Annotated in this window: 15 protein-coding genes; 8 read left to right on the forward strand and 7 right to left on the reverse strand. The window is 67.5% G+C overall.

The window, feature by feature from the left end; all coding sequences use genetic code 11:
• Nucleotides 1-15 precede the first annotated feature (15 nt).
• The gene (locus V6K52_RS15610) at nucleotides 16-1,137 is read right to left on the reverse strand and encodes a GuaB3 family IMP dehydrogenase-related protein (protein WP_353951040.1); all 1,122 of its coding nucleotides are present in this window, start codon (nucleotides 1,135-1,137) and stop codon (nucleotides 16-18) included.
• A 137-nt stretch (nucleotides 1,138-1,274) separates the two neighbouring features.
• Between V6K52_RS15610 and V6K52_RS15615 the strand changes: the two genes are divergently transcribed.
• The 4 genes from V6K52_RS15615 (at nucleotide 1,275) to V6K52_RS15630 (ending at nucleotide 4,720) form a co-directional block, all read left to right on the forward strand.
• The gene (locus V6K52_RS15615; RefSeq protein WP_353951041.1) at nucleotides 1,275-2,918 is read left to right on the forward strand and encodes a DHA2 family efflux MFS transporter permease subunit; all 1,644 of its coding nucleotides are present in this window, start codon (nucleotides 1,275-1,277) and stop codon (nucleotides 2,916-2,918) included.
• Nucleotides 2,919-2,986: 68 nt separating this feature from the next.
• Nucleotides 2,987-4,039 carry a P1 family peptidase gene (locus V6K52_RS15620; protein WP_353951042.1) on the forward strand — a complete coding sequence of 351 codons (1,053 nt, stop codon included), beginning with the start codon at nucleotides 2,987-2,989 and terminating at the stop codon, nucleotides 4,037-4,039.
• A gap of 22 nt (nucleotides 4,040-4,061) precedes the next feature.
• Nucleotides 4,062-4,325, forward strand: coding sequence for a type II toxin-antitoxin system VapB family antitoxin (locus V6K52_RS15625; protein ID WP_353951043.1), 264 nt, complete (start codon nucleotides 4,062-4,064; stop codon nucleotides 4,323-4,325).
• Nucleotides 4,322-4,720, forward strand: a complete 399-nt coding sequence (locus V6K52_RS15630; RefSeq protein WP_353951044.1) for a type II toxin-antitoxin system VapC family toxin — start codon at nucleotides 4,322-4,324, stop codon at nucleotides 4,718-4,720. The genes V6K52_RS15625 and V6K52_RS15630 overlap by 4 nt, the downstream gene beginning before the upstream one ends.
• A 28-nt stretch (nucleotides 4,721-4,748) precedes the next feature.
• On the opposite strand, the gene guaB is transcribed toward V6K52_RS15630, so the two are convergent.
• On the reverse strand, nucleotides 4,749-6,374 hold the full coding sequence (gene guaB / locus V6K52_RS15635) for an IMP dehydrogenase (RefSeq protein ID WP_353951045.1): 1,626 nt from the start codon (nucleotides 6,372-6,374) through the stop codon (nucleotides 4,749-4,751).
• Nucleotides 6,375-6,644: 270 nt separating this feature from the next.
• Here guaB and V6K52_RS15640 point away from each other — a divergent pair, with 270 nt between their 5' ends.
• On the forward strand, nucleotides 6,645-6,932 hold the full coding sequence (locus V6K52_RS15640; protein ID WP_353951046.1) for a WhiB family transcriptional regulator: 288 nt from the start codon (nucleotides 6,645-6,647) through the stop codon (nucleotides 6,930-6,932).
• A gap of 148 nt (nucleotides 6,933-7,080) precedes the next feature.
• Here V6K52_RS15640 and V6K52_RS15645 read toward each other — a convergent pair whose 3' ends face one another.
• Nucleotides 7,081-7,770: an aspartate/glutamate racemase family protein gene (locus V6K52_RS15645; protein ID WP_353951047.1), complete on the reverse strand. Its 690-nt coding sequence runs from the start codon at nucleotides 7,768-7,770 to the stop codon at nucleotides 7,081-7,083.
• A 53-nt stretch (nucleotides 7,771-7,823) separates the two neighbouring features.
• Here V6K52_RS15645 and V6K52_RS15650 point away from each other — a divergent pair, with 53 nt between their 5' ends.
• A complete protein-coding gene (locus tag V6K52_RS15650; RefSeq protein ID WP_353951048.1) occupies nucleotides 7,824-8,045 on the forward strand; it encodes an RNA-binding S4 domain-containing protein in 222 nt (73 codons plus the stop codon).
• Between the two features lie 79 nt (nucleotides 8,046-8,124).
• On the opposite strand, the gene V6K52_RS15655 is transcribed toward V6K52_RS15650, so the two are convergent.
• Both V6K52_RS15655 and V6K52_RS15660 read right to left on the reverse strand, forming a co-directional pair.
• Complete coding sequence (locus V6K52_RS15655) at nucleotides 8,125-9,165, reverse strand: class I mannose-6-phosphate isomerase (protein WP_353951049.1); 1,041 nt, start codon at nucleotides 9,163-9,165, stop codon at nucleotides 8,125-8,127.
• Nucleotides 9,162-10,166: a LacI family DNA-binding transcriptional regulator gene (locus V6K52_RS15660; protein WP_353951050.1), complete on the reverse strand. Its 1,005-nt coding sequence runs from the start codon at nucleotides 10,164-10,166 to the stop codon at nucleotides 9,162-9,164. Before V6K52_RS15660 ends, V6K52_RS15655 begins: the two co-directional genes overlap by 4 nt.
• Nucleotides 10,167-10,533: 367 nt before the next feature.
• Between V6K52_RS15660 and V6K52_RS15665 the strand changes: the two genes are divergently transcribed.
• Nucleotides 10,534-15,489 carry a GH92 family glycosyl hydrolase gene (locus V6K52_RS15665; RefSeq protein ID WP_353951051.1) on the forward strand — a complete coding sequence of 1,652 codons (4,956 nt, stop codon included), beginning with the start codon at nucleotides 10,534-10,536 and terminating at the stop codon, nucleotides 15,487-15,489.
• 102 nt (nucleotides 15,490-15,591) lie between these two features.
• Here the strand turns inward: V6K52_RS15665 and V6K52_RS15670 are convergent, their stop codons facing one another.
• Entirely contained in the window at nucleotides 15,592-16,251 is a 660-nt protein-coding gene (locus V6K52_RS15670; RefSeq protein WP_353951052.1) for a response regulator transcription factor, read from the reverse strand.
• Nucleotides 16,252-16,447: 196 nt separating this feature from the next.
• On the opposite strand from V6K52_RS15670, the gene V6K52_RS15675 reads away from it, so the two are divergent.
• The gene (locus tag V6K52_RS15675; protein WP_353951053.1) at nucleotides 16,448-17,326 is read left to right on the forward strand and encodes a hypothetical protein; all 879 of its coding nucleotides are present in this window, start codon (nucleotides 16,448-16,450) and stop codon (nucleotides 17,324-17,326) included.
• Nucleotides 17,327-17,451: 125 nt separating this feature from the next.
• Here the strand turns inward: V6K52_RS15675 and groL are convergent, their stop codons facing one another.
• Entirely contained in the window at nucleotides 17,452-19,071 is a 1,620-nt protein-coding gene (gene groL / locus V6K52_RS15680) for a chaperonin GroEL (RefSeq protein ID WP_353951054.1), read from the reverse strand.
• Between the last annotated feature and the right edge of the window lie 98 nt (nucleotides 19,072-19,169).

Raw genomic sequence — 19,169 nt, forward strand, 5'->3', positions numbered from 1 at the left:
CTCAGTTCAGTGCCTTCAGTCGACGTCGTAGGGCGCGACGACGATCTCGACCCGCTGGAAGTCCTTGAGCTCGGTGTAGCCGGTCGTGGCCATGGCGCGGCGGAGCGCACCAACGAGATTGGTCGTGCCGTCGGCGACCTTGCTCGGACCGAAGAGGACCTCCTCGAGCGAGGCGACTGCTCCGACCTCGACACGTTCGCCGCGGGGCAACTCCGGGTGGTGCGCCTCGGCGCCCCAGTGGAAGCCGCGGCCGGGAGCCTCGGTGGTGCGGGCCAGGGCGGCACCGAGCATCACTGCGTCGGAACCGCAGGCGATGGCCTTGACGATGTCGCCACTCGTGCCGACGCCACCGTCCGCGATGACGTGGACATAGCGGCCGCCGCTCTCGTCGAGGTAGTCGCGACGGGCCGCCGCGACGTCGGCGATGGCCGAAGCCATGGGCGCGTGGATGCCCAGGGTGCGACGGGTGGTGTGGGCCGCGCCGCCGCCGAAACCGACGAGCACGCCAGCCGCTCCGGTGCGCATGAGGTGGAGGGCCGCGGAGTAGGACGCAGCGCCACCGACGATGACGGGCACGTCGAGTTCATAGATGAAGCGCTTGAGGTTGAGCGGTTCGGCGCGGCTCGACACGTGCTCGGCCGAGACGGTGGTGCCGCGGATGACGAAGAGATCGACGCCCGCGTCGACCACGGTCTTCCAGAGCTGCTGCGTGCGCTGCGGCGTGAGTGCCCCCGCGACGGTCACGCCGGCCTCCCGGATGGTGCGCAGCCGCTCGACGATGAGCTCGGGAACGATCTCGGCCTGGTAGATCTCCTGCATCCGCGCGGTCGCGAGCGCCGGTTCAAGAGTGGCGATCTCGGCCAACAGTGGTGCCGGGTCCTCGTAGCGCGTCCACAGGCCCTCGAGGTCGAGCACCGGCAGTCCGCCGTGCCCGCCGAACGCGATCGCCGTCTCGGGTGACATCACCGAGTCCATCGGCGCAGCAATCACCGGCAGGTCGAAGTGGTAGGCGTCGATCTGCCACCCGATGGACACCTCTTCGGGGTCGCGCGTGCGCCGCGAAGGCACTACCGCGACATCGTCGAAGGAGTAGGCGCGCCGGGCACGCTTGCCACGTCCGATCTCGATCTCATTCACCCCCGCAGCCTAACCACGCCCAAGCTGAAGATCGGACTGGCGTCGAAGGATCCGGGGGGAGCACAATACTTTTGTGCGGGTTCCCCGCGTCCCGGCAACGACGCCGACTCCCACCCTTTTGCTCCGAGGAGCCTCGTTTGTCCAGCCCTGCCCAGATTGAGTACCCCGAGAAGATCGACGGGGCGGTCCTCAAGATCGCCGGTGTCGTCGTCCTCGGCGCCATCATGTCGATCCTCGACATCACCGTCGTCAACGTCGCACTCCCCGACCTTCAGGTCACCTTCACAGGCACTGACAACCCGCTGCCCTACTCGACCGTCGCGTGGACGGTCACGGCCTACACGTTGGCTCTCGCCACGGTCATCCCGCTCACGGGCTGGGCCGCTGACCGCTTCGGAACCAAGCGCCTCTACATGGCCGCGCTCACCCTCTTCACCCTCGGCTCGGCCCTGTGCGCCGCGGCCACGAGCATCAACATGCTCATCCTCTTCCGGGTCATCCAGGGCCTCGGTGGCGGTCTTCTCATGCCCCTTGGCATGGTGATCATGACCAAGGCTGCCGGACCGGCACGCATGGGGCGTCTCATGGCCATCCTCGGTGTGCCGATGTTGCTCGGCCCGATCCTGGGCCCGATCCTGGGCGGCTGGCTCATCGACGCCGTGTCCTGGCACTGGATCTTCCTCATCAACCTGCCGCTCGGCATCGCTGCCCTCGGCTACGCCTGGTGGGCCCTGGCCTCGGACAGCCCCGAGCCCTCGGAGTCCTTCGACTTCCTCGGTATGGCCCTGATGAGCCCGGGTCTGGCCGCCTTCCTCTACGGCATCTCCTCGATCCCCTCCAGTGTCGAGAAGCATGGGACCTGGGTCACGGCTCAGGTTCTCGGCTTCATCGCCGTGGGCATCGCGCTGATGGTCGCCTTCGTCTTCCACAGCTTCCGCCCGGAGCACCCGCTGCTCGACCTGCGACTGTTCAAGAACCAGAACCTCACCTGGTCGACGATCACCATGTTCATCTTCGCGGGCGCCTTCTTTGGCGGACTGCTCCTCGTCCCGACCTACCTGCAGCAGGTGCGCGGCGAGGGTGCTCTTGACGCAGGTCTGCTCGTTGCCCCACAGGGAATCGGCGCCATGCTGACAATGCCGATCGCCGGGGTCCTCGCGGACAAGATCCCGGTCGGCCGCATCGTGCCCGTCGGACTGGTCCTCATCACGGGTGGCATGTTCGCCCTCACCCAAGTCGACGGCACCACGTCCTACTGGGGCTATCTCATTCCCGTGCTGTTCGTCATGGGCCTTGGTATGGGTGCCACGATGATGCCGCTCATGACCTCGGCGCTCAAGACGCTCACGGCCCACCAGGTCGCCCGCGGTTCGACGCTGCTCAACATCTCGCAGCAGGTCGCCAGCTCCATGGGTGTCGCGATCATCTCGGTCGTTCTCACCAACGGGCTCAAGAACGACGATCTGGTCTCCCAGGCCGGTGGGTTCGCCGAGGCGTCCAAGGGCCTCGACCCGTCGCAGACCGGTGGGCTGCTCGAGAGGTTCCCGCTCGTCGGCGACATCCTCGGCCAGTTCCAGGACCCGGCTGCGGGCGCTGCGGCGCTACAGGCAGCTGTCCAGAACGCCATGGGCGAGGTGTTCGGCAACACCTTCCTCATCGCCGCGATCATGGTCGCGTTCACCCTCGTCTCGGCGGCCTTCCTCCCGCGCAAGCACGAAGAGAGCCACCTGCTCGACGACGCGGATGCCGCCGAGGTGGCGCCCCCGGTCGTCCTGCACTGACGCAGGCTCGGCACGACGAAGGACGGTCCACCTCTGAGGGGTGGGCCGGCCTTCGGCATGCTGGGCCCATGGAAGCCCCGCATCCCGGTCGCCACAACGCCATCACCGATGTCACCGGCATACGTGTCGGCCACGTGACTCGGGACGAACAGGGCTGGCTCACCGGTGTCACCGTCCTCGTTCCACCGTCCGGCACGGTCGGTGGCGTCGACGTCCGCGGCGGCGCTCCCGGCACGCGCGAGACCGACCTGCTCGACCCGGTCCGGCTCGTCGACCGCGTCGATGCCGTCGTGCTCGCCGGAGGGAGCGCCTTTGGTCTCGCGAGCGCCGATGGGGTGATGCAGGAGGCCTATGCCGACGGGCGAGGTTGGCCGCTCAGCACCGAGGACGTCTCCGAGGTCGTGCCGATCGTGCCTGCCGCGGTCATTCTCGACCTCGGGCGCGGTGGCGAGTTCAGCCACACTCCGTCCGCCGAGGACGGCGCAAGGGCCTGGCGCGAAGCCACCGACGGACCAGTGGCGCAGGGATCAGTCGGCGCTGGCACCGGCGCCCGTGCCGGCGGCCTCAAGGGTGGCGTCGGCACGGCCAGCGCCGTGGTCAACGGCGTGACCGTGGGAGCGATCGTGGTGGTCAACGCGATGGGCTCACCCTGCGCTCCTGACGGATCCCTGTATGCCGTCCGCTCAGGTCTCGCAGACGAGTTCACCGACACACCTGTGCCCGATCCCGCTGCGGCACAGGCCTATTGGGAGGCTCTCGCCGCCGCCGAGGCAGAGCTGCGGGCCGGTATGGCGACGACGATCGGGGTCGTGGCGACGGACGCGACGCTCACGAAGGTCCAGTGCCGCAAGCTCGCCGAGGTGAGCCACGACGGACTGGCCCGGGCCCTGTCACCGGCGCACACGGCATACGACGGAGACACGATCTTCACCCTCGCGACAGGTGAGCGGGAAGCGCCAGGCGACCTCGATCTCGTGCACCTCCAGACCGCAGCGGCCGACTGTGTCACGCGCGCGATCGGTCACGCGATGTTGGCGGCGACCTCGATCGACCGCACCGCCGACGAAGGCATCGCGCTCAGCGACTGGGCGGCTGCGCTCACTGGAAAGGTACCCGGGTAGACAGCACTGGTACCATGGTGCCATGGCCCTCAACATCAAGAATGAGCGCGTGGTGACACTGGCCCGCGATGTTGCCGCCCGGACCGGCACCACTCAGACCGGTGCCATCGAGAGTGCCCTGGAGCGCTACCTCGCCGACCTCATTCGTGAGGCCGAGAGCGACACGAAGAGGCGTCGGCTCGACCAGCTCCTGGCCGAGATCGATGCCGAGCGAGTCGTGGGCGGACCCACGGCGCAGGAGATCATGGATGACCTGTACGACGACGTGACCGGCCTGCCTCGATGATCGTCGACTCTTCTGCCATCGTCGCCATCCACGAAGACGAACCCGAGCGTGAGGCCTTCATGGAGTTGCTTGGTGGTGATGCTCGCAGTCGGATGTCTGCGGCGACCTACGTCGAATGCGCCATCGTCCTCGACCGGCTGCCGTCGGTGCGCATCGAGAGCCGACTTGATCAGCTCCTCGAAGCGACCGGTGTGCAGGTTGTCTCGCTCACGCCGGAACAGGCGCGCGTGGCCCGGGAGGCGCACCAGCGGTTCGGACGCGGCTCTGGTCATCCGGCGAGGCTCAACCTCGGCGACTGCTTCTCCTATGCCTTGGCCAAAAGCGAGGACGAGCCGCTGCTCTTCAAGGGCGACGATTTCGCCCATACGGATGTCAAGGACGCCACACACGGCTGATCAGCAGCCGCAGGCGACGTATCGCGGATCAGCGTGACGAGGAGTAGTTCGGCGCCTCGGCAATGCCGTGGATGTCGTGCGGGTGACTCTCCTTGAGTCCCGCCGTGGTGATGCGGACGAACTGGCCCTTGGCCTTGAGCTCGGGCACGGTGCGTGCACCGACATAGAACATCGACTGGTGCAGACCGCCCATGAGCTGGTGGACGACGGCGCCGAGCGGGCCTCGGTAGGGCACGCGACCCTCGATGCCCTCGGGGACCAGCTCATCGTCACTGGTGACGTCGGCCTGGAAGTAGCGGTCCTTGGAGTAGGACTTCTTGCCGCGCGAGGCCATGGCCCCGATCGAGCCCATGCCGCGATAGGCCTTGAACTGCTTGCCGTTGACGAAGACGAGTTCACCGGGCGACTCTTCACAGCCACCGAAGAGCGAACCGATCATCACCGAGTCCGCCCCAGCGACAAGGGCCTTCGCGATGTCACCGGAGTATTGGAGGCCGCCGTCACCGACGACGGGGACACCGGCCGCACGACAGGCGAGCGATGCCTCATAGATCGCGGTGACCTGCGGGACACCGACACCGGCGACCACCCGCGTGGTGCAGATCGAGCCCGGCCCGACACCGACCTTGACACCGTCGGCACCGGCATCGACGAGGGCCTGGGCCCCGGCGCGGGTGGCGACGTTGCCGGCGAGGATCTGCACGTGCTTGGTCGCCGGGTCGCTCTTGAGCCGCTTGATCATGTCGAGCATGAGTCGGGCGTGACCGTTGGCGACGTCGGGCACGAGGATGTCGACGCCCGCGTCGACCAGGGTCGTGGCTCGCTCCCATGCGTCTCCGAAGTAGCCGACAGCCGCACCGACGAGCAGTCGCCCCGATGCATCCTTGCTCGCGTGGGGGAACTGCTCGGACTTGACGAAGTCCTTGACGGTGATGAGGCCGGTGAGTCGACCCTCTCCGTCGACGAGCGGCAGCCGCTCACGCTTGTGCTGGCGCAGCAGGCTCGTCGCTTCTTCGTGGCTGATGTCCTCGGGTCCGGTGATGAGGGGCATGTGCGTCATCACGTCGCGCACCAGGGTCGTGGCCCACTCGGCGACGGGCGTGAAGCGGAGGTCACGGTTGGTGACGATGCCGAGCAGGTGGCGCCCCTCATCGAGGACCGGCAGGCCGGACACGCGATAGCGGCCGCACTGCTCGTCGAGCTCCTCGAGCGTGGCGTCGGGGCCGATCGTCACGGGGTTGGAGATGCGACCGGTCTGGGTGCGCTTGACGAGGTCGACCTGGTAAGCCTGATCCTCGATCGACAGGTTGCGGTGGAGGATCCCGAGGCCACCTTGGCGGGCCATCGCGATGGCCATGCGTGCCTCGGTGACCGTGTCCATGGCGGCGGAGACGAGCGGCACCCGCAGGCTGATGTCGCGGGTGACCCGCGACGTCGTGTCGACCTCGCTGGGAATGACGTCGGTCTCGCCCGGCTGCAGCAGGACGTCGTCATAGGTGAGTCCGAGCGCGGCGAACGGTGCAGGGAGGGCGGGCTGCGCGGCTTCAGCGGCCGAGAGGGCGGGGGCCTGCGCCTCAGTGGCGTACGGTGCCGGCGCCGGAGCAGCGGGCTCGGCCTCGAGGTGGGTGGAGTGACGGTCAACACCAAGGCTCATTGCCCAAGTCTAGAGCAGCCCCTGCGCGGCCTCGGACTCGTGAAGGCGCTGTCGAGGACCTGACAAGGACCTGTCCAGATGCTGGCGAGAAAAAGTTGGCCGGAGAACTCGCTGACCTGCGGATTTACGCCTTGCTACCGGACTTTGCCAACTTCTTACCTGCTCCAGACCCGCCCCTTGCCAAGCCGTTCCTAGCCTGATGCTGCGCACGAGGGGCGTGTGACAAAGGGTCGCCGACGACGAGGTCGACCGTCACGGACAGGAGGGGTCATGACTGACATCGCACGACTGCCGAAGCCGACACTTGATGTCTGGGAATGGCAGTTCGACGGGCACTGCCGTCAGGTGAGCCCCGAGGTCTTCTTCCACCCGGAGGGCGAGCGCGGCAATCAGCGACGCAGCCGCGACGATCGTGCCAAGGCGGTTTGCGACACGTGCCCGGTGCTCAAGCTGTGCCGGGAGCACGCGCTCTTGTCGAGGGAGCCCTATGGCGTGTGGGGCGGCATGACCGAAGAGGAGCGCATTCGCATCCTCAACCAGCGTGAACTCGCGAGCTGACCAGCTCAGCAGCGAGTCATCAAACGGCCGGATGGCCGGGAGCGACCAGGGACGCTCTCGGCCGCCGGCTCCGCCGTCGGGTGGTTGGGAGCGACCAGGGACGCTCTCAGCTGCCCGACAACCTTGTGTCCGCAGGGGTGTTCGTGAGTCAGCCGAGCATGAACTCGACGCCCGCCGCGGCATGGATCCGAGTCGTGTCATAGAGCGGCACCGTGCTGTCCGGTGCGCCGACGAGCAGCGTGATCTCCGTGCAGCCGAGGATGACTGCCTCAGCGCCCTGGTCGACGAGCGAGGCGATCACGTCCCGATAGGTGTCGCGTGACGCGTCGAGCACGACGTCGCGGCAGAGCTCGTCATAGATGATCCGGTGGACCTCCGCTCGAGCAGGAGCGTCCGGGACGATGGCGTCGAGCCCCTTGGCGCGCAGCCGCCCGACATAGAAGTCCTGCTCCATCGTGAAGGCCGTGGCGAGCAGTCCGACGCTGCTGACACCGTCGGCCACGATCGCGTCCGCCGTCGCATCAGCGATGTGGAGCACCGGGAGGCCGGACGCTTCCTCGAGCTCGTCGGCCACCTTGTGCATCGTGTTGGTCGCGATCAGCAGGGCTTCGGCGCCACCACGGGCAAGCCCTTGCGCCGCCTTCGACAGGATCGTGAGCGTCGCGTCCCAGTCACCGTCGTGCTGAGCCTGCGCGACGGGATCGAAGTCGACACTGTGGAGCAGGAGCTGGGCCGAGTGCAGCCCGCCGAGCCGGGCCACGACCCCCTCGTTGAGCAGGCGGTAGTAGCTCTCCGTGCTCGTCCAGCTCATCCCACCGAGAACTCCGAGCGTGCGCATGGTTCGCACACTAGGGCAAGTGCTGACCGAGCCTCGGCCCCTATCCTTGGGCCGTGACAACCACCGAGATCCCCATCGCCGGCGAGAGCATCCGCCTCGGCCAGCTCCTCAAGTTCGCGTCCGTCGTCGAGGACGGCGCCGACGCCCGCGCCGTCGTCGAGGCGGGCGAGGTCACGGTCAACGGTGAGGTCGATACGCGCCGCGGCCGCCAGGTGCGCCCCGGGGACACCGTGACCTACGCCGGCGAGACGTTCTCGGTCGTCGCTGAAGACTGATCGACTTCTTGCGCAATCCGTCGGGAGGAGCACAGCGGGGGACGACGGATTGCGCAAGAAGTCGGGGATTGTTGTCAGCTCAGGGTGCGGGCGGCATACAGCGGATGAGGGTGACGTCTCCGCCCACGGTGACGTCGCCCGCGGAAAAGGGGACGAGCAGGACGTCACCGGCGCGCACGTCGAGCGTTCCGTGCCGGGACGTGAAGCTCCCCTGTCCGTCGACAACCACGACTGCGGCGTATGCCGCTGCGACCGTCACATCGCCCGTCACCGGACGCACGACCTCGGCTCGGAAGTAGGCACTCGCCTCTTCGGGAAGCGCCGACCCGGAGTCCTCGACGTCGACCCACCGTCGTCTCAAGGTGGCGAGACGCTCTGCCGTCACGGGACCGTGGTCGACACTCTTCAGCGCGACCGGGCGCTCGAGTCCGAGGAAGGCATGATCGAGCTCGAGCCCAAAACGCCTGTGTTCCAACATGACTGAGAAGTCCGTGGGTTCTTGGAGCTCGAGGATGAGGACACCCTCGCCGATGGCGTGCGGTTGTCCGGCCGGGACAAGAACGGCGTCCCCGGCCGAGACCTCGATCGGGTTGAGCGCGGCCAGGAGCCGGTCGTCCTGGGCATCCACCAACTCCTCGAGATCGATCGCGGACAGCTCATCGCGAAATCCCACCCAGACCGTGGCGTCCGGCTCGGCCACGAGCACGATCCACGCTTCGGTCTTGCCGTGGTCACAGTCGAGGTGTGCGGTGGCGAACGCGCGGCTCGGGTGCGAGTGGACCGGGAGACGCTCACCACTGTCGAGCAACTTCGTGAGCAGGTTGGGGTCGCCACCGAAACGCGCGACGTGGGCCTCACCGAACCACCCGTCTGCGTCAGCAGCGAACGCCTCGGGGAGCTCGAGGCCCCCGTCGAGGGTCGTCACTCCCCCGCCCCCCTCGGCGAAGAGCCGTGCCGTGGAACCGATCCAGTCCTCCGGGCGGTAGCCGTCGAAGTCCGGTGTCGCCTCAAGACCGCGGAAGGCGAAGATGCGCTCGCCCCCGCGATAGAACCGTCGTGGCGTGTTGGTCGTCAGTGAGGCAGTGGCGGCAACAGCCGTGCTCGTCGACGTGTCGGTCATGGACGGGCCTTCCGGGGAGTGAGAGATGAAGGGAGACGGCCGGACTCGCGCACGATGAGCCGCGTGGGCATGATCACCGTCTGGGAGGGTGACTCGTCGCCGAGGAGTCGGGCGAAGAGCTGGAGGACGGCCTTCTGGCCGATCGATGCCGGGTCCTGGTGGATCACGGTGACGGACGGCTCGATGAGGTCGGCGAGCTCGAAGTCGTCGTAGCCGACGAGCCCCATCTGGACGCCGGCCTGCCGCATGGCGTGCAGGGCAGCCAAGGTGACCCGGTTGTTGCCGGTGATCACGGCCGTCACCGGGGTGCGCTCGCGCGCCCAGCTGCCCAGCCGCTCAGCGAGGGAATCGGGCGTGTGCGGGCCCATGGCGATCCTGGTGTCGCCGGGCAGCCCTAGGGCGTCGTGGATCGCGACGAAGGCTTCGCGTCGTTGCCTTGCGGTCCAGAACTCGGCGTCGTCGCCGAGCAGGGCGATCCGACGGTGGCCGTGGGCCACGAGGTGCTCGACGGCGCTGCGCACCCCGCCCGCGTTGTCACTGATGACTGTGTCGCACGGTTCACCACGCACGGGTCGGTCGACATAGACGATCGGGGTGCCACTGGCGGAGACGGTCGGGTCGGATGCCGGTCGCTCCCCGGCCGGGACGACGATGAGACCATCGACCCGACGGTTGATGAGGCCCTCGAGGACGACGCGCTCACGTGTCGGCGAGCCCTCGGCGGACGCGGTGATGAGCTGGTGCTGACGAATTCTGGCCTCACGCTCAACTGCCGCTCCGATCTGCGAGTAGAAGGGGTTCGCAAGGTCCTCGACGACGAGCGCAATGGTCTGGGTGCGCCCCTGCCGCAGGATGCGCGCACCGTCGTGCCGCATGAACCCGATGCGGTCGATGACGCCGCGCACGCGCAACTCGGTGTCGCTGCGCACCCCCGGCTCGCGATTGACCACCCTCGACACGGTCTTGACGGAGACATGGGCCTCCTCCGCCACGTCCGCCATGGTGGGGCGTGCGGATGTCCGTTTTCCTGACAACGCTGTCACGTGCTGATCACACCAAAATATGCGCCGCGCAGCAACGTGAGTTCGCCACCCGGGTCGGCCAGGGACGGTTTTGTCCGATTCAATGTCGCTACCGGACAAGGTGGCGGGGTGGCGTTGCGGAGCGGACGGCATACGGACAAGGTCGTCACGACGACCGATCGCGGGAGATCGGTTCAAGCTCAACGACGAGCCCGGAGGAAACATGCGCCTGACTACCGCCGTCCCCAGAGGACTGACCGCAGGAGCCGTTGCGCTCGCTCTCGGATGGGCTTGCGCCCCCGGGACCGCAGCCGCAGTTCCCCCGCAGGCAGCCCCGCTGACTGCCATGACGGAAGGGGGCGCATGGTCGACGTCGTTCGAGGCAGGCCAGCCGCAACCCCTCGTCTCAACCGTCGAGGTCGACTCCACCGGGCCACGACAGCAGAACGTCACCGGGGGTGCCGCCGCCGACGGGAGCCTGCTCGGATCCGTCACCGGCGTGACGGCGAGCGCAGAGAACGCACCCGGTGAGGTCGCCGCCAACCCGAGCGACGCCAACCCCGACACGAAGTGGCTCGCGTTCGCCTCGACCGGCTGGGTCCGCTACCAGCTCGCCGCGCCGAAGCGTGCGCTCACGTGGTCGATGACCTCGGGTGACGACGCCCCCGAACGCGACCCCAGGAACGTCACCCTCCAGGGCTCGACCGACGGCGCGAGCTGGACCGACGTCGACCAGCGCACCGGAGTCACGTTTGCGGGTCGCAAGACCAAGCAGACCTTCACGGTGACCACGCCCGGCGACTACGGCTTCTACCGCCTCAACGTCACGGCCAACCAGAGCGGCGGCATCATCCAGCTCGCCGACTGGAACCTCTTTGGCGCCATCGACCCGGTCGAACCCGCGTTGACCCCGATGGCCTCGACCGTGGGCTCCGGTCCGCGCTCCGGCTTCAACATCAAGTCCCAGGTCGGCTGGACCGGCGTCAAGGCGATGCGCTACGGCGGCCGGCACACGGCAGCGGGACGCGGCTTCGCGTGGAACCGGCTCTTCGACGTGGATGTGCCTGTGGGACAGCGGTCCCAGCTCACCTACAAGATCATCCCGGACATGATCACGGGTGACCTGAGCTATCCATCGACCTACACGGCTGTCGACCTGCGCTTCACCGATGGGACCTACCTGTCGGCCCTCGGCACGACCGACAGCAATGACACGAGCGCTTCGCCCAACGGGCAGGGTGTCGGCAAGATCCTGTATGCGGCGCAGTGGAACTCGGTCGTCATCGACCTCGGCGACAAGGCACAGGGCAAGACGATCGACGCCGTCCTCCTCGGCTACGACAACACCGCGAACCCCACGAAGGAAACGACCTTCGGCGGCTGGGTGGACGACCTCAAGATCGACCCCGCACCAGTCGCGCTCGACCGCTCCAGCCCGACGGATGCTGTGGACGTGCGTCGCGGGACCAACTCCAGTGGGTCCTTCTCGCGCGGCAACAACCTGCCGATCAGCGCTGTTCCCAACGGTTTCACGTTCTTCACGCCCGTCTCGGACGCCAACTCGCAGTCTTGGCAGTACTACTACCAGGCCGGCAACAACGCCCAGAACCGTCCGATGCTCCAGGGGCTGGGGATCTCGCACGAACCCTCCCCATGGATGGGTGACCGCAACCAGATGTCGGTCATGCCCTCGATCGCCCAGGGCGTGCCGACAGGCAGTGCCTCCGGTCGGGCCCTCGCCTACGACCACGCCGATGAGGTCGCTCGCCCGGACCACTACCGCGTGAACCTCGACGGCGGCATCGTCGCCGAGACCGCGCCCGCCGATCACGGCGGGGTGTGGCGCTTCACCTTCCCCGAGAGCGCGCCAACCGGCAGCCTCGTGCTCGACACGGTCGACAACAACGGCACCTTCACCGTGGACCCGGCAGCGGGCACGATGAGCGGCTGGGTCGACAACGGCAGCGGTCTCTCCGTGGGACGCAGTCGGATGTTCGTCTACGGCGTGTTCGACCGCGCAGCCACGGCGACCGGTGTTGCCCCGTCCGGGCACACCGGCACCCGCTACGCGAAGTTCGACACGACGACCGACCGCAGCGTCGAGCTGCGGATCTCCACGTCCTTCATCTCGCTCGACCAGGCCAAGCGCAACCACGGCCTCGAGCTCGCTGGGCGCACCTTCAACGACGTCCAGGGCGACGCCAAGGCCAAGTGGGACGAGCGGCTCAACGTCGTCGAGGTCGAGGGGGCGAGCGACTCCGAGACGCGCACGCTCTATTCGAACCTCTACCGACTCAACCTCTATCCGAACAGCCAGTTCGAGAACACCGGCACGGCATCGGCACCACGCTTCCAGTACGCCAGCCCGGTCTCGCCCAAGTCCGGCAACGCGACTGCGACGACGACGAATGCGCCGATCAAGGACGGCAAGATCTACGTCAACAACGGCTTCTGGGACACCTATCGGACTGTGTGGCCGGCCTACTCGCTGCTCTATCCGGAGGTGGCAGCGGAGATCGCTGACGGCTTCGTCCAGCAGTACCGCGACGGCGGCTGGGTCGCCCGTTGGTCCTCGCCGGGCTACGCCGACCTCATGACCGGCACCAGCTCGGACGTCTCGTTCGCTGACGCCTTCGTCAAGGGCGTGGAGTTGCCCGACAAGGTCGGCACCTATGACGCCGCCCTGAAGAACGCGACCGTGCTCCCGCCCTCGTCCGGGGTCGGCCGCAAGGGACTGGCGACGTCTCCGTTCCTCGGCTTCACCCCTGAGAGCACGCACGAGAGCGTCTCGTGGGGACTCGAGGGACTCATCAACGACTTCGGCATCGGCAACCAGGCCGCGAAGCTCGCCACCGACCCCAGCGTCCCTGCCGCACGGCAGGCCAGGCTCAAGGAGGAGTCCGAGTACTTCCTCAAGCGCTCCACGGCATACACGAACCACTTCGACCCCGAGAACGGGTTCCTGCGGGTGCGTTCGGCCAACGGTGAGTTCGCGCCGAACTTCGACCCCGAGGTCTGGGGCGGCGGCTACACCGAGACCAACGGCTGGAACTTCGCGTTCCACGCGCCGCACGACGGCAACGGACTCGCCAACCTCCTCGGAGGGCGTGAGGCGCTGGCCGACAAGCTCGACGAGTTCTACTCGACTCCCGAGACCGGCACCAAGCCCGGGAGCTACGGCGGAATCATCCACGAGATCATCGAGGCCCGCGACGTCCGGATGGGCATGTTCGGGATGAGCAACCAGGTCTCGCACCACATCCCCTACATGTACAACTGGACCGGCAAGCAACACCGGACCGCCGAGACGGTGCGAGAGATCCTGCGCCGGCTCTATGTCGGTGGCGACATCGGCCAGGGCTACGCGGGCGACGAGGACAACGGCGAGCAGTCGGCCTGGAACACCCTCTCCTCGCTCGGCATCTACCCGTTGCAGGTCGGTTCGGCGCAGTGGGCCGTGGGCTCGCCGAAGTTCACCAAGGCGACCGTGCACCGCACCAAGGGAGACCTCGTCGTCAACGCCCCGAACAACTCGGAGCGCAACATCTACGTGCAGAAGCTCACCGTCAACGGTGAGGGGCACCAGGGTGTATCGATCCCGCACGACAAGCTCGCGGGTCCGACGACGATCGGCTTCGCCATGGGCGCGACACCGTCCGACTACGGCACCAAGGCCAACGCCGCTCCGCCGTCGCTGACCAAGGGAGGCGCCATGCCGGCTCCCCTGCGGGACGCGACCGGGCCCAACGCAGGGACGGTCACCGCACCCGCGGCGACCACGCCCGGCGCCCTGTTCGACAACAGCTCCACGACGGCGACGACGTTCAACACGGCGACCCCGACAGTGGCCTACACCCTCTCGGGGATCGGCCAGCGAGCGACGTTCTATTCACTGACCAACGGTGCAGCTGCGGGAGAACCCTCCACGTGGCGAGTCGAGGGCAGCAAGAACGGTCGGACCTGGGAGACGATCGACAGCCGCACCGGTCAGGCGTTCGCCTGGCGCACCCAGACGCGGCCGTTCAAGATCGCCGAACCAGGCACCTACACGTCCTACCGCCTCGTCGTCACGGCGAGCACCGGGACGCCGACCCTGTCCGAGATCGAGTTCCTCACCGACGGCTCCAAGGCCGAGAACGCCGGTGTCAAGGTGAGTGCGTCGACCAGCCTCGAAGGCATCGAGGGCCAGAAGATCGGCGGCACAGTCGCCACCTTCTCCGGCGGCAAGGGCACGTCGGCGGCCGACTACTCGGCCACCATCTCGTGGGGTGACGGCAGCACCTCCGCCGGGACCATCACGGCCGGCGACCTCGGGTCCTACTCGGTCAAGGGTGAGCACACCTACGACGAGCCGGGCTACTACGAGACCGTCGTCACCGTGAAGGACAGCAAGGGCACGGTCACCGGCATCGGTGGTGTGACGGTGCACCAAGCCGTCGTGCCGTCGTACGCCTCGGGCTTCAATCTGGTCTGCATCGGCGAGCCGGGCGAGGAAAGCACCTGTGACGGCGGCCAGGCAGGCATCTCACGTCCCGCCCTCGTCGAAGCGGGTGCCTCACCGGGCAAGCTCCTCACCGTCCCGGGAACCGACCTGCGGTTCTCGATGCCGGCGATTCCCGCCGGTGAGAACGACAACGCCACCGGGGCCGGGCAGACGCTCCCCGTCACCCTCGCCCCCGGCGCAACCAGGCTGAGCCTCATCGGCACGGCGACCCAGAGGAACCAGGACACCGTCGGCACGGTGACGTTCACGGACGGCACCACCACGGCATACCCGATCCAGTTCGGAGACTGGTGTGGTTCGGCCCAGTTCGGCAACGTGATCGCCGTCGAGATGACGTCGAGGCTCAACGGCACGAGCACGGACGGCTGCCACCTCAAGCTGTTCGCGACCGCGCCGCTGACCATCCCCGCGGGCAAGACCGTGGCGTCGGTGACCCTGCCGACCCAGGCGGGCGACCCCCGCTCCGCCGGTCGGATCCACGTCTTCTCCGTGGCGGACAACGGCACTCCCCTGACGGTGACGCCTGCCTCGGGCGCGACCGCCAAGGCCGGCGTTGCCTCAACCGTGACCCTCGGAACGGCCAGCGGAGGCGTGCCTGCCGAGAGCGGCTACTCCGCCCGGGTCGCCTGGGGTGACGGCAGCCCGACCACGGACGCCACGGTCACCGTGGCCGCCAACGGCACTGCCACCCTCAGTGGCTCGCACACCTGGGCAACGCCCGGGTCCTACACCGTGCGCGTCCTCGTGGGTGACAGTCGCAACGACACCGTGGCCGCAGTGACGGTGAACGTGACCTGAGCCCCTCGTCTCACCGGCGAGAAACGCGTATGCCGCGTGCTCCCCCTGTGCGGGAGCGCGCGGTATGCGTGCGTGTGGCCCGGACTCGTCGGCCACCGTGCGTCAATGGGCCCTGCGTGAGAGTTCGCCCGTGCCCTGCTCCAGAACATGCCTCACCAGTTCGATCCGCGAGCCTAGGTTGAGCTTGATCCGAATGGTGTGGACGTGGTTCTTCACGGTGTTCTGACTGATGTAGAGCTGGGCCGCGATCTCCCTGTTGGCCTTGCCCTGCGCAACCAGGCCGAGGATCCTGCGCTCGTGGTCACTGAGGCGAGTGGCAGTTGACTCCACGGGCGGCTCAAGGCCCAGACGCGACAGGTCGTCGATGAGCCGAGTGGTCAGACGCACAGGAATCAGGGTCTGCCCCCGGTGCGCCAGCCGCATCGAGTCGATGATCTGCTGGGCTGGAAACTCCTTGAGGAGATAGCCACTCGCGCCCGCCGTGATCGCGGCGATCAGGTCGGCTTCGTCCTCGGACTCCGTGAGGATCAGGACCATCGTCCGCGGCGCCCTCGCCTTGATGGCCCTGCACGCCTCGATCCCGTTGTTCCTCGGTAGTCGATGGCCAAGGATGACCACATCCGGGTCGAGGTCCACACAGCTCGTGACGGCCTCCCAACTGGATGCGACGTCGGCAACGATGTCGATGTCGGGTTCGACGCCCAACACGGCCCGCATTCCGCTGAGATAGAGATCGTGATCGTCCGCAATGACGATGCGCACCTGTGCACCACCTCTCTCCCAGGACACTTCGCTGTGTTCGTTGTCCGTCGGAGGACCGCACTTTCGACACCAGGAGCTGACCCTCACGACGGCAGATTTTCCGGCGAATCTACGCGCAGGCTCCGCACACACGCGCTCCTGCGTGTGTGCGGACGTTCCACCCAATATCGCGCTCGACTGCCGCTACCTTGACGACATGGAGGGCACCCCATCGGCTCACGGCAGCGACTTCGCGTCGACGCTCGATGCAGCCATCCGAGCCCGCGGTCTCACCCTCCCGGCGGTGCACCGACGCCTCAATCACCTGGGAACCCCGATCAGTGAGAGTGCCCTGAGGTCCTGGCGCGCGGGAGCACGACGTCCCGAGCACAGACACTCCCTCGACGTGCTGGACAACCTCGAGGACACGCTTCGACTGGCGCGAGGCGACCTGTCCGCTCGCCTCGGTCCTTCTCGTCGACTGCGCCGCAGCCGCGAGGATGCTGCGGACGACATCCTGGGTACGCCGGGGGCGCTTCGACCTCTGTTGGAGGCGATCGCCTGCGCGGATCTCGGTGAGCTGGAGAGGCTGGGCGACAGCCTCGTCATCGACATCGGGGTGGATCGGCGCGTACGGGCCGCCTCCAACCGGAGTCTGTGGCGAGCTCGCGTCGAGGACGGCCGCCGTTTCCTTGTCCCTCTGGCGATCGACGCACCGACCGAGACCAGACCGACCCTCTCGGTGGTGGGTGCCGAGGAAGGTCGTTCGGCCTACGATCCCGTCACGGGCTGGGCGGTGTGGGAGTTGCTCCTCCCGCGCGGTCTCTCGATCGGAGAGACAGCCGTCGTCGAGTGGTCCTACGCCGACATCGCAGACTCCGAGGACGTCGACAACTTCGGGTGCATGGCCGAGAGGCGGATGGCCCATGCGGAGCTGTGGGTTCGCTTCGACGGCGACCCCCCGCGATGGATCGAACGGTTCGTGGAGGACGACACGGGCTTGTCCACCACCGTCGTCCGACCCACGGGGAAGTCTGTCCATCACACGGTGCAGGACTTCGGCCCCGGACTCTTCGGGCTCCGGTGGGCCTGGTGACACGACGCGGCGTCAACGAGCAGACGTCGCCAGCGGTGAGAAACGCGTATGCCGCGCGCCCCCCTGTACGGGAGCACGCGGCATACGCGCTTGTGTGTCAGAGGCCTTGCGGCCTCAGATCAGCTTCAGTGCGAGTGACCGTGACCGCCGCCGTGGCCGGCCCCGCCGTCCTCGTCGACCTTCTTCTCGACGACGAGCGTGTCGGTGGTGAGGACCATCGACGCGATCGACGCGGCGTTGCGCAGCGCGGACCGGGTCACCTTGACCGGGTCGATGACGCCGGCCTTGATGAGGTCTTCGTACTCGCCGGTCGCGGCATTGAGGCCCATGCCCGGCTCGAGCTCGGAGACCTTGGCGACGGCGACGTAGCCCTGGAGGCCAGCGTTCTCGGCGATCCAGCGCAGCGGCTCGGCTGCGGCCTTCTGCACGATCGTGGCGCCGACCTTCTCGTCACCCTCGAGACCGAGCGTGTCGATGACCTTGACGGCCTGGATGAGAGCGGAGCCGCCACCGGCGACGATGCCCTCTTCGATGGCCGCGCGGGTCGCCGAGATGGCGTCCTCGATGCGGTGCTTCTTTTCCTTGAGCTCGACCTCGGTGTGGGCGCCGACCTTGATGACGCAGACGCCACCGGCGAGCTTGGCGAGGCGCTCCTGGAGCTTCTCGCGGTCCCAGTCGGAGTCGGTGCGCTCGATCTCGGCCTTGATCTGGTTGACGCGACCGTCGACCTCGGCCTTGTCGCCGGAGCCGTCGATGATCGTCGTGTTGTCCTTGGTCACGACGACGCGACGAGCCTGACCGAGGACGGTGAGGTCGGCCGTGTCGAGCTTGAGCCCGACCTCTTCGGCGATGACCTGACCACCGGTGAGGACGGCGATGTCCTGGAGCATCGCCTTGCGGCGGTCGCCGAAGCCGGGAGCCTTGACCGCGACGACGTTGAACGTGCCGCGGATCTTGTTGACGACCAGCGTCGACAGGGCCTCGCCGTCGATGTCCTCGGCGATGATCACAAGGGGCTTGCCCGACTGGACAACCTTCTCGAGCACCGGGAGGACGTCGGCGATGGCCGAGATCTTGCCCTGGTTGATGAGCACGTAGGCGTCCTCGAGGACAGCCTCCATGCGCTCGGGGTCGGTGACGAAGTAGGGCGAGATGTAGCCCTTGTCGAACTGCATGCCCTCGGTGAACTCGAGCTCGGTGGAGGCGGTTGAGGACTCCTCGACGGTGATGACGCCGTCCTTGCCGACCTTGTCGAACGCGTCCGCGATGGTCGCGCCGATCTCCGGGTCCTGGGCGGACAGGGAGGCGACGGAAGCGATCTCTTCCTTGCCGTCGACCTCGCGAGCCGTCTCGAGCAGCTTGTCGGACACGGCGTCGACAGCCTTGTCCATGCCGCGCTTGAGGCCGGCCGGAGCCGCACCGGCGGTGACGTTGCGCAGACCCTCGCGGACCATGGCCTGGGCCAGGACCGTCGCGGTCGTCGTGCCGTCACCGGCGACGTCGTTGGTCTTGGTCGCGACCTCCTTGGCGAGCTGGGCGCCAAGGTTCTCGTAGGCGTCCTCGAGCTCGATCTCGCGAGCGATGGTCACGCCATCGTTGGTGATCGTGGGGGCGCCCCACTTCTTGTCGATGACGACGTTGCGGCCCTTGGGGCCGAGTGTCACCTTGACGGCGTTGGCGAGCGCGTCAACGCCCCGCTCGAGCGCCTTGCGGGCGGAGTCGTTGAACTCCAGTTCCTTGGCCATGAATGTCCTTCTCTTGTCGTTGCGTCTGCGCCTGTGGTGGCTCTAGTAGCCATCAACGCAGACGCAAGCAGTGGTGGTGATGCGCGTATGCCGTGAGC

The organism is Knoellia sp. S7-12, assembly GCF_040518285.1.
Classification (GTDB): Bacteria; Actinomycetota; Actinomycetes; order Actinomycetales; family Dermatophilaceae; genus Knoellia.

Bases quoted from the DNA above. Each gene is read 5' to 3' on its own strand.
- V6K52_RS15630 (WP_353951044.1), top strand. From the start codon at position 4,322: ATGATCGTCGACTCTTCTGCCATCGTCGCCATCCACGAAGACGAACCC.
- guaB (WP_353951045.1), bottom strand. From the start codon at position 6,374: ATGAGCCTTGGTGTTGACCGTCACTCCACCCACCTCGAGGCCGAGCCC.
- V6K52_RS15645 (WP_353951047.1), bottom strand. From the start codon at position 7,770: ATGCGCACGCTCGGAGTTCTCGGTGGGATGAGCTGGACGAGCACGGAG.
- V6K52_RS15625 (WP_353951043.1), top strand. From the start codon at position 4,062: ATGGCCCTCAACATCAAGAATGAGCGCGTGGTGACACTGGCCCGCGAT.
- V6K52_RS15640 (WP_353951046.1), top strand. From the start codon at position 6,645: ATGACTGACATCGCACGACTGCCGAAGCCGACACTTGATGTCTGGGAA.
- V6K52_RS15675 (WP_353951053.1), top strand. From the start codon at position 16,448: ATGGAGGGCACCCCATCGGCTCACGGCAGCGACTTCGCGTCGACGCTC.
- V6K52_RS15620 (WP_353951042.1), top strand. From the start codon at position 2,987: ATGGAAGCCCCGCATCCCGGTCGCCACAACGCCATCACCGATGTCACC.
- groL (WP_353951054.1), bottom strand. From the start codon at position 19,071: ATGGCCAAGGAACTGGAGTTCAACGACTCCGCCCGCAAGGCGCTCGAG.
- V6K52_RS15660 (WP_353951050.1), bottom strand. From the start codon at position 10,166: ATGGCGGACGTGGCGGAGGAGGCCCATGTCTCCGTCAAGACCGTGTCG.
- V6K52_RS15655 (WP_353951049.1), bottom strand. From the start codon at position 9,165: ATGACCGACACGTCGACGAGCACGGCTGTTGCCGCCACTGCCTCACTG.
- V6K52_RS15665 (WP_353951051.1), top strand. From the start codon at position 10,534: ATGACGGAAGGGGGCGCATGGTCGACGTCGTTCGAGGCAGGCCAGCCG.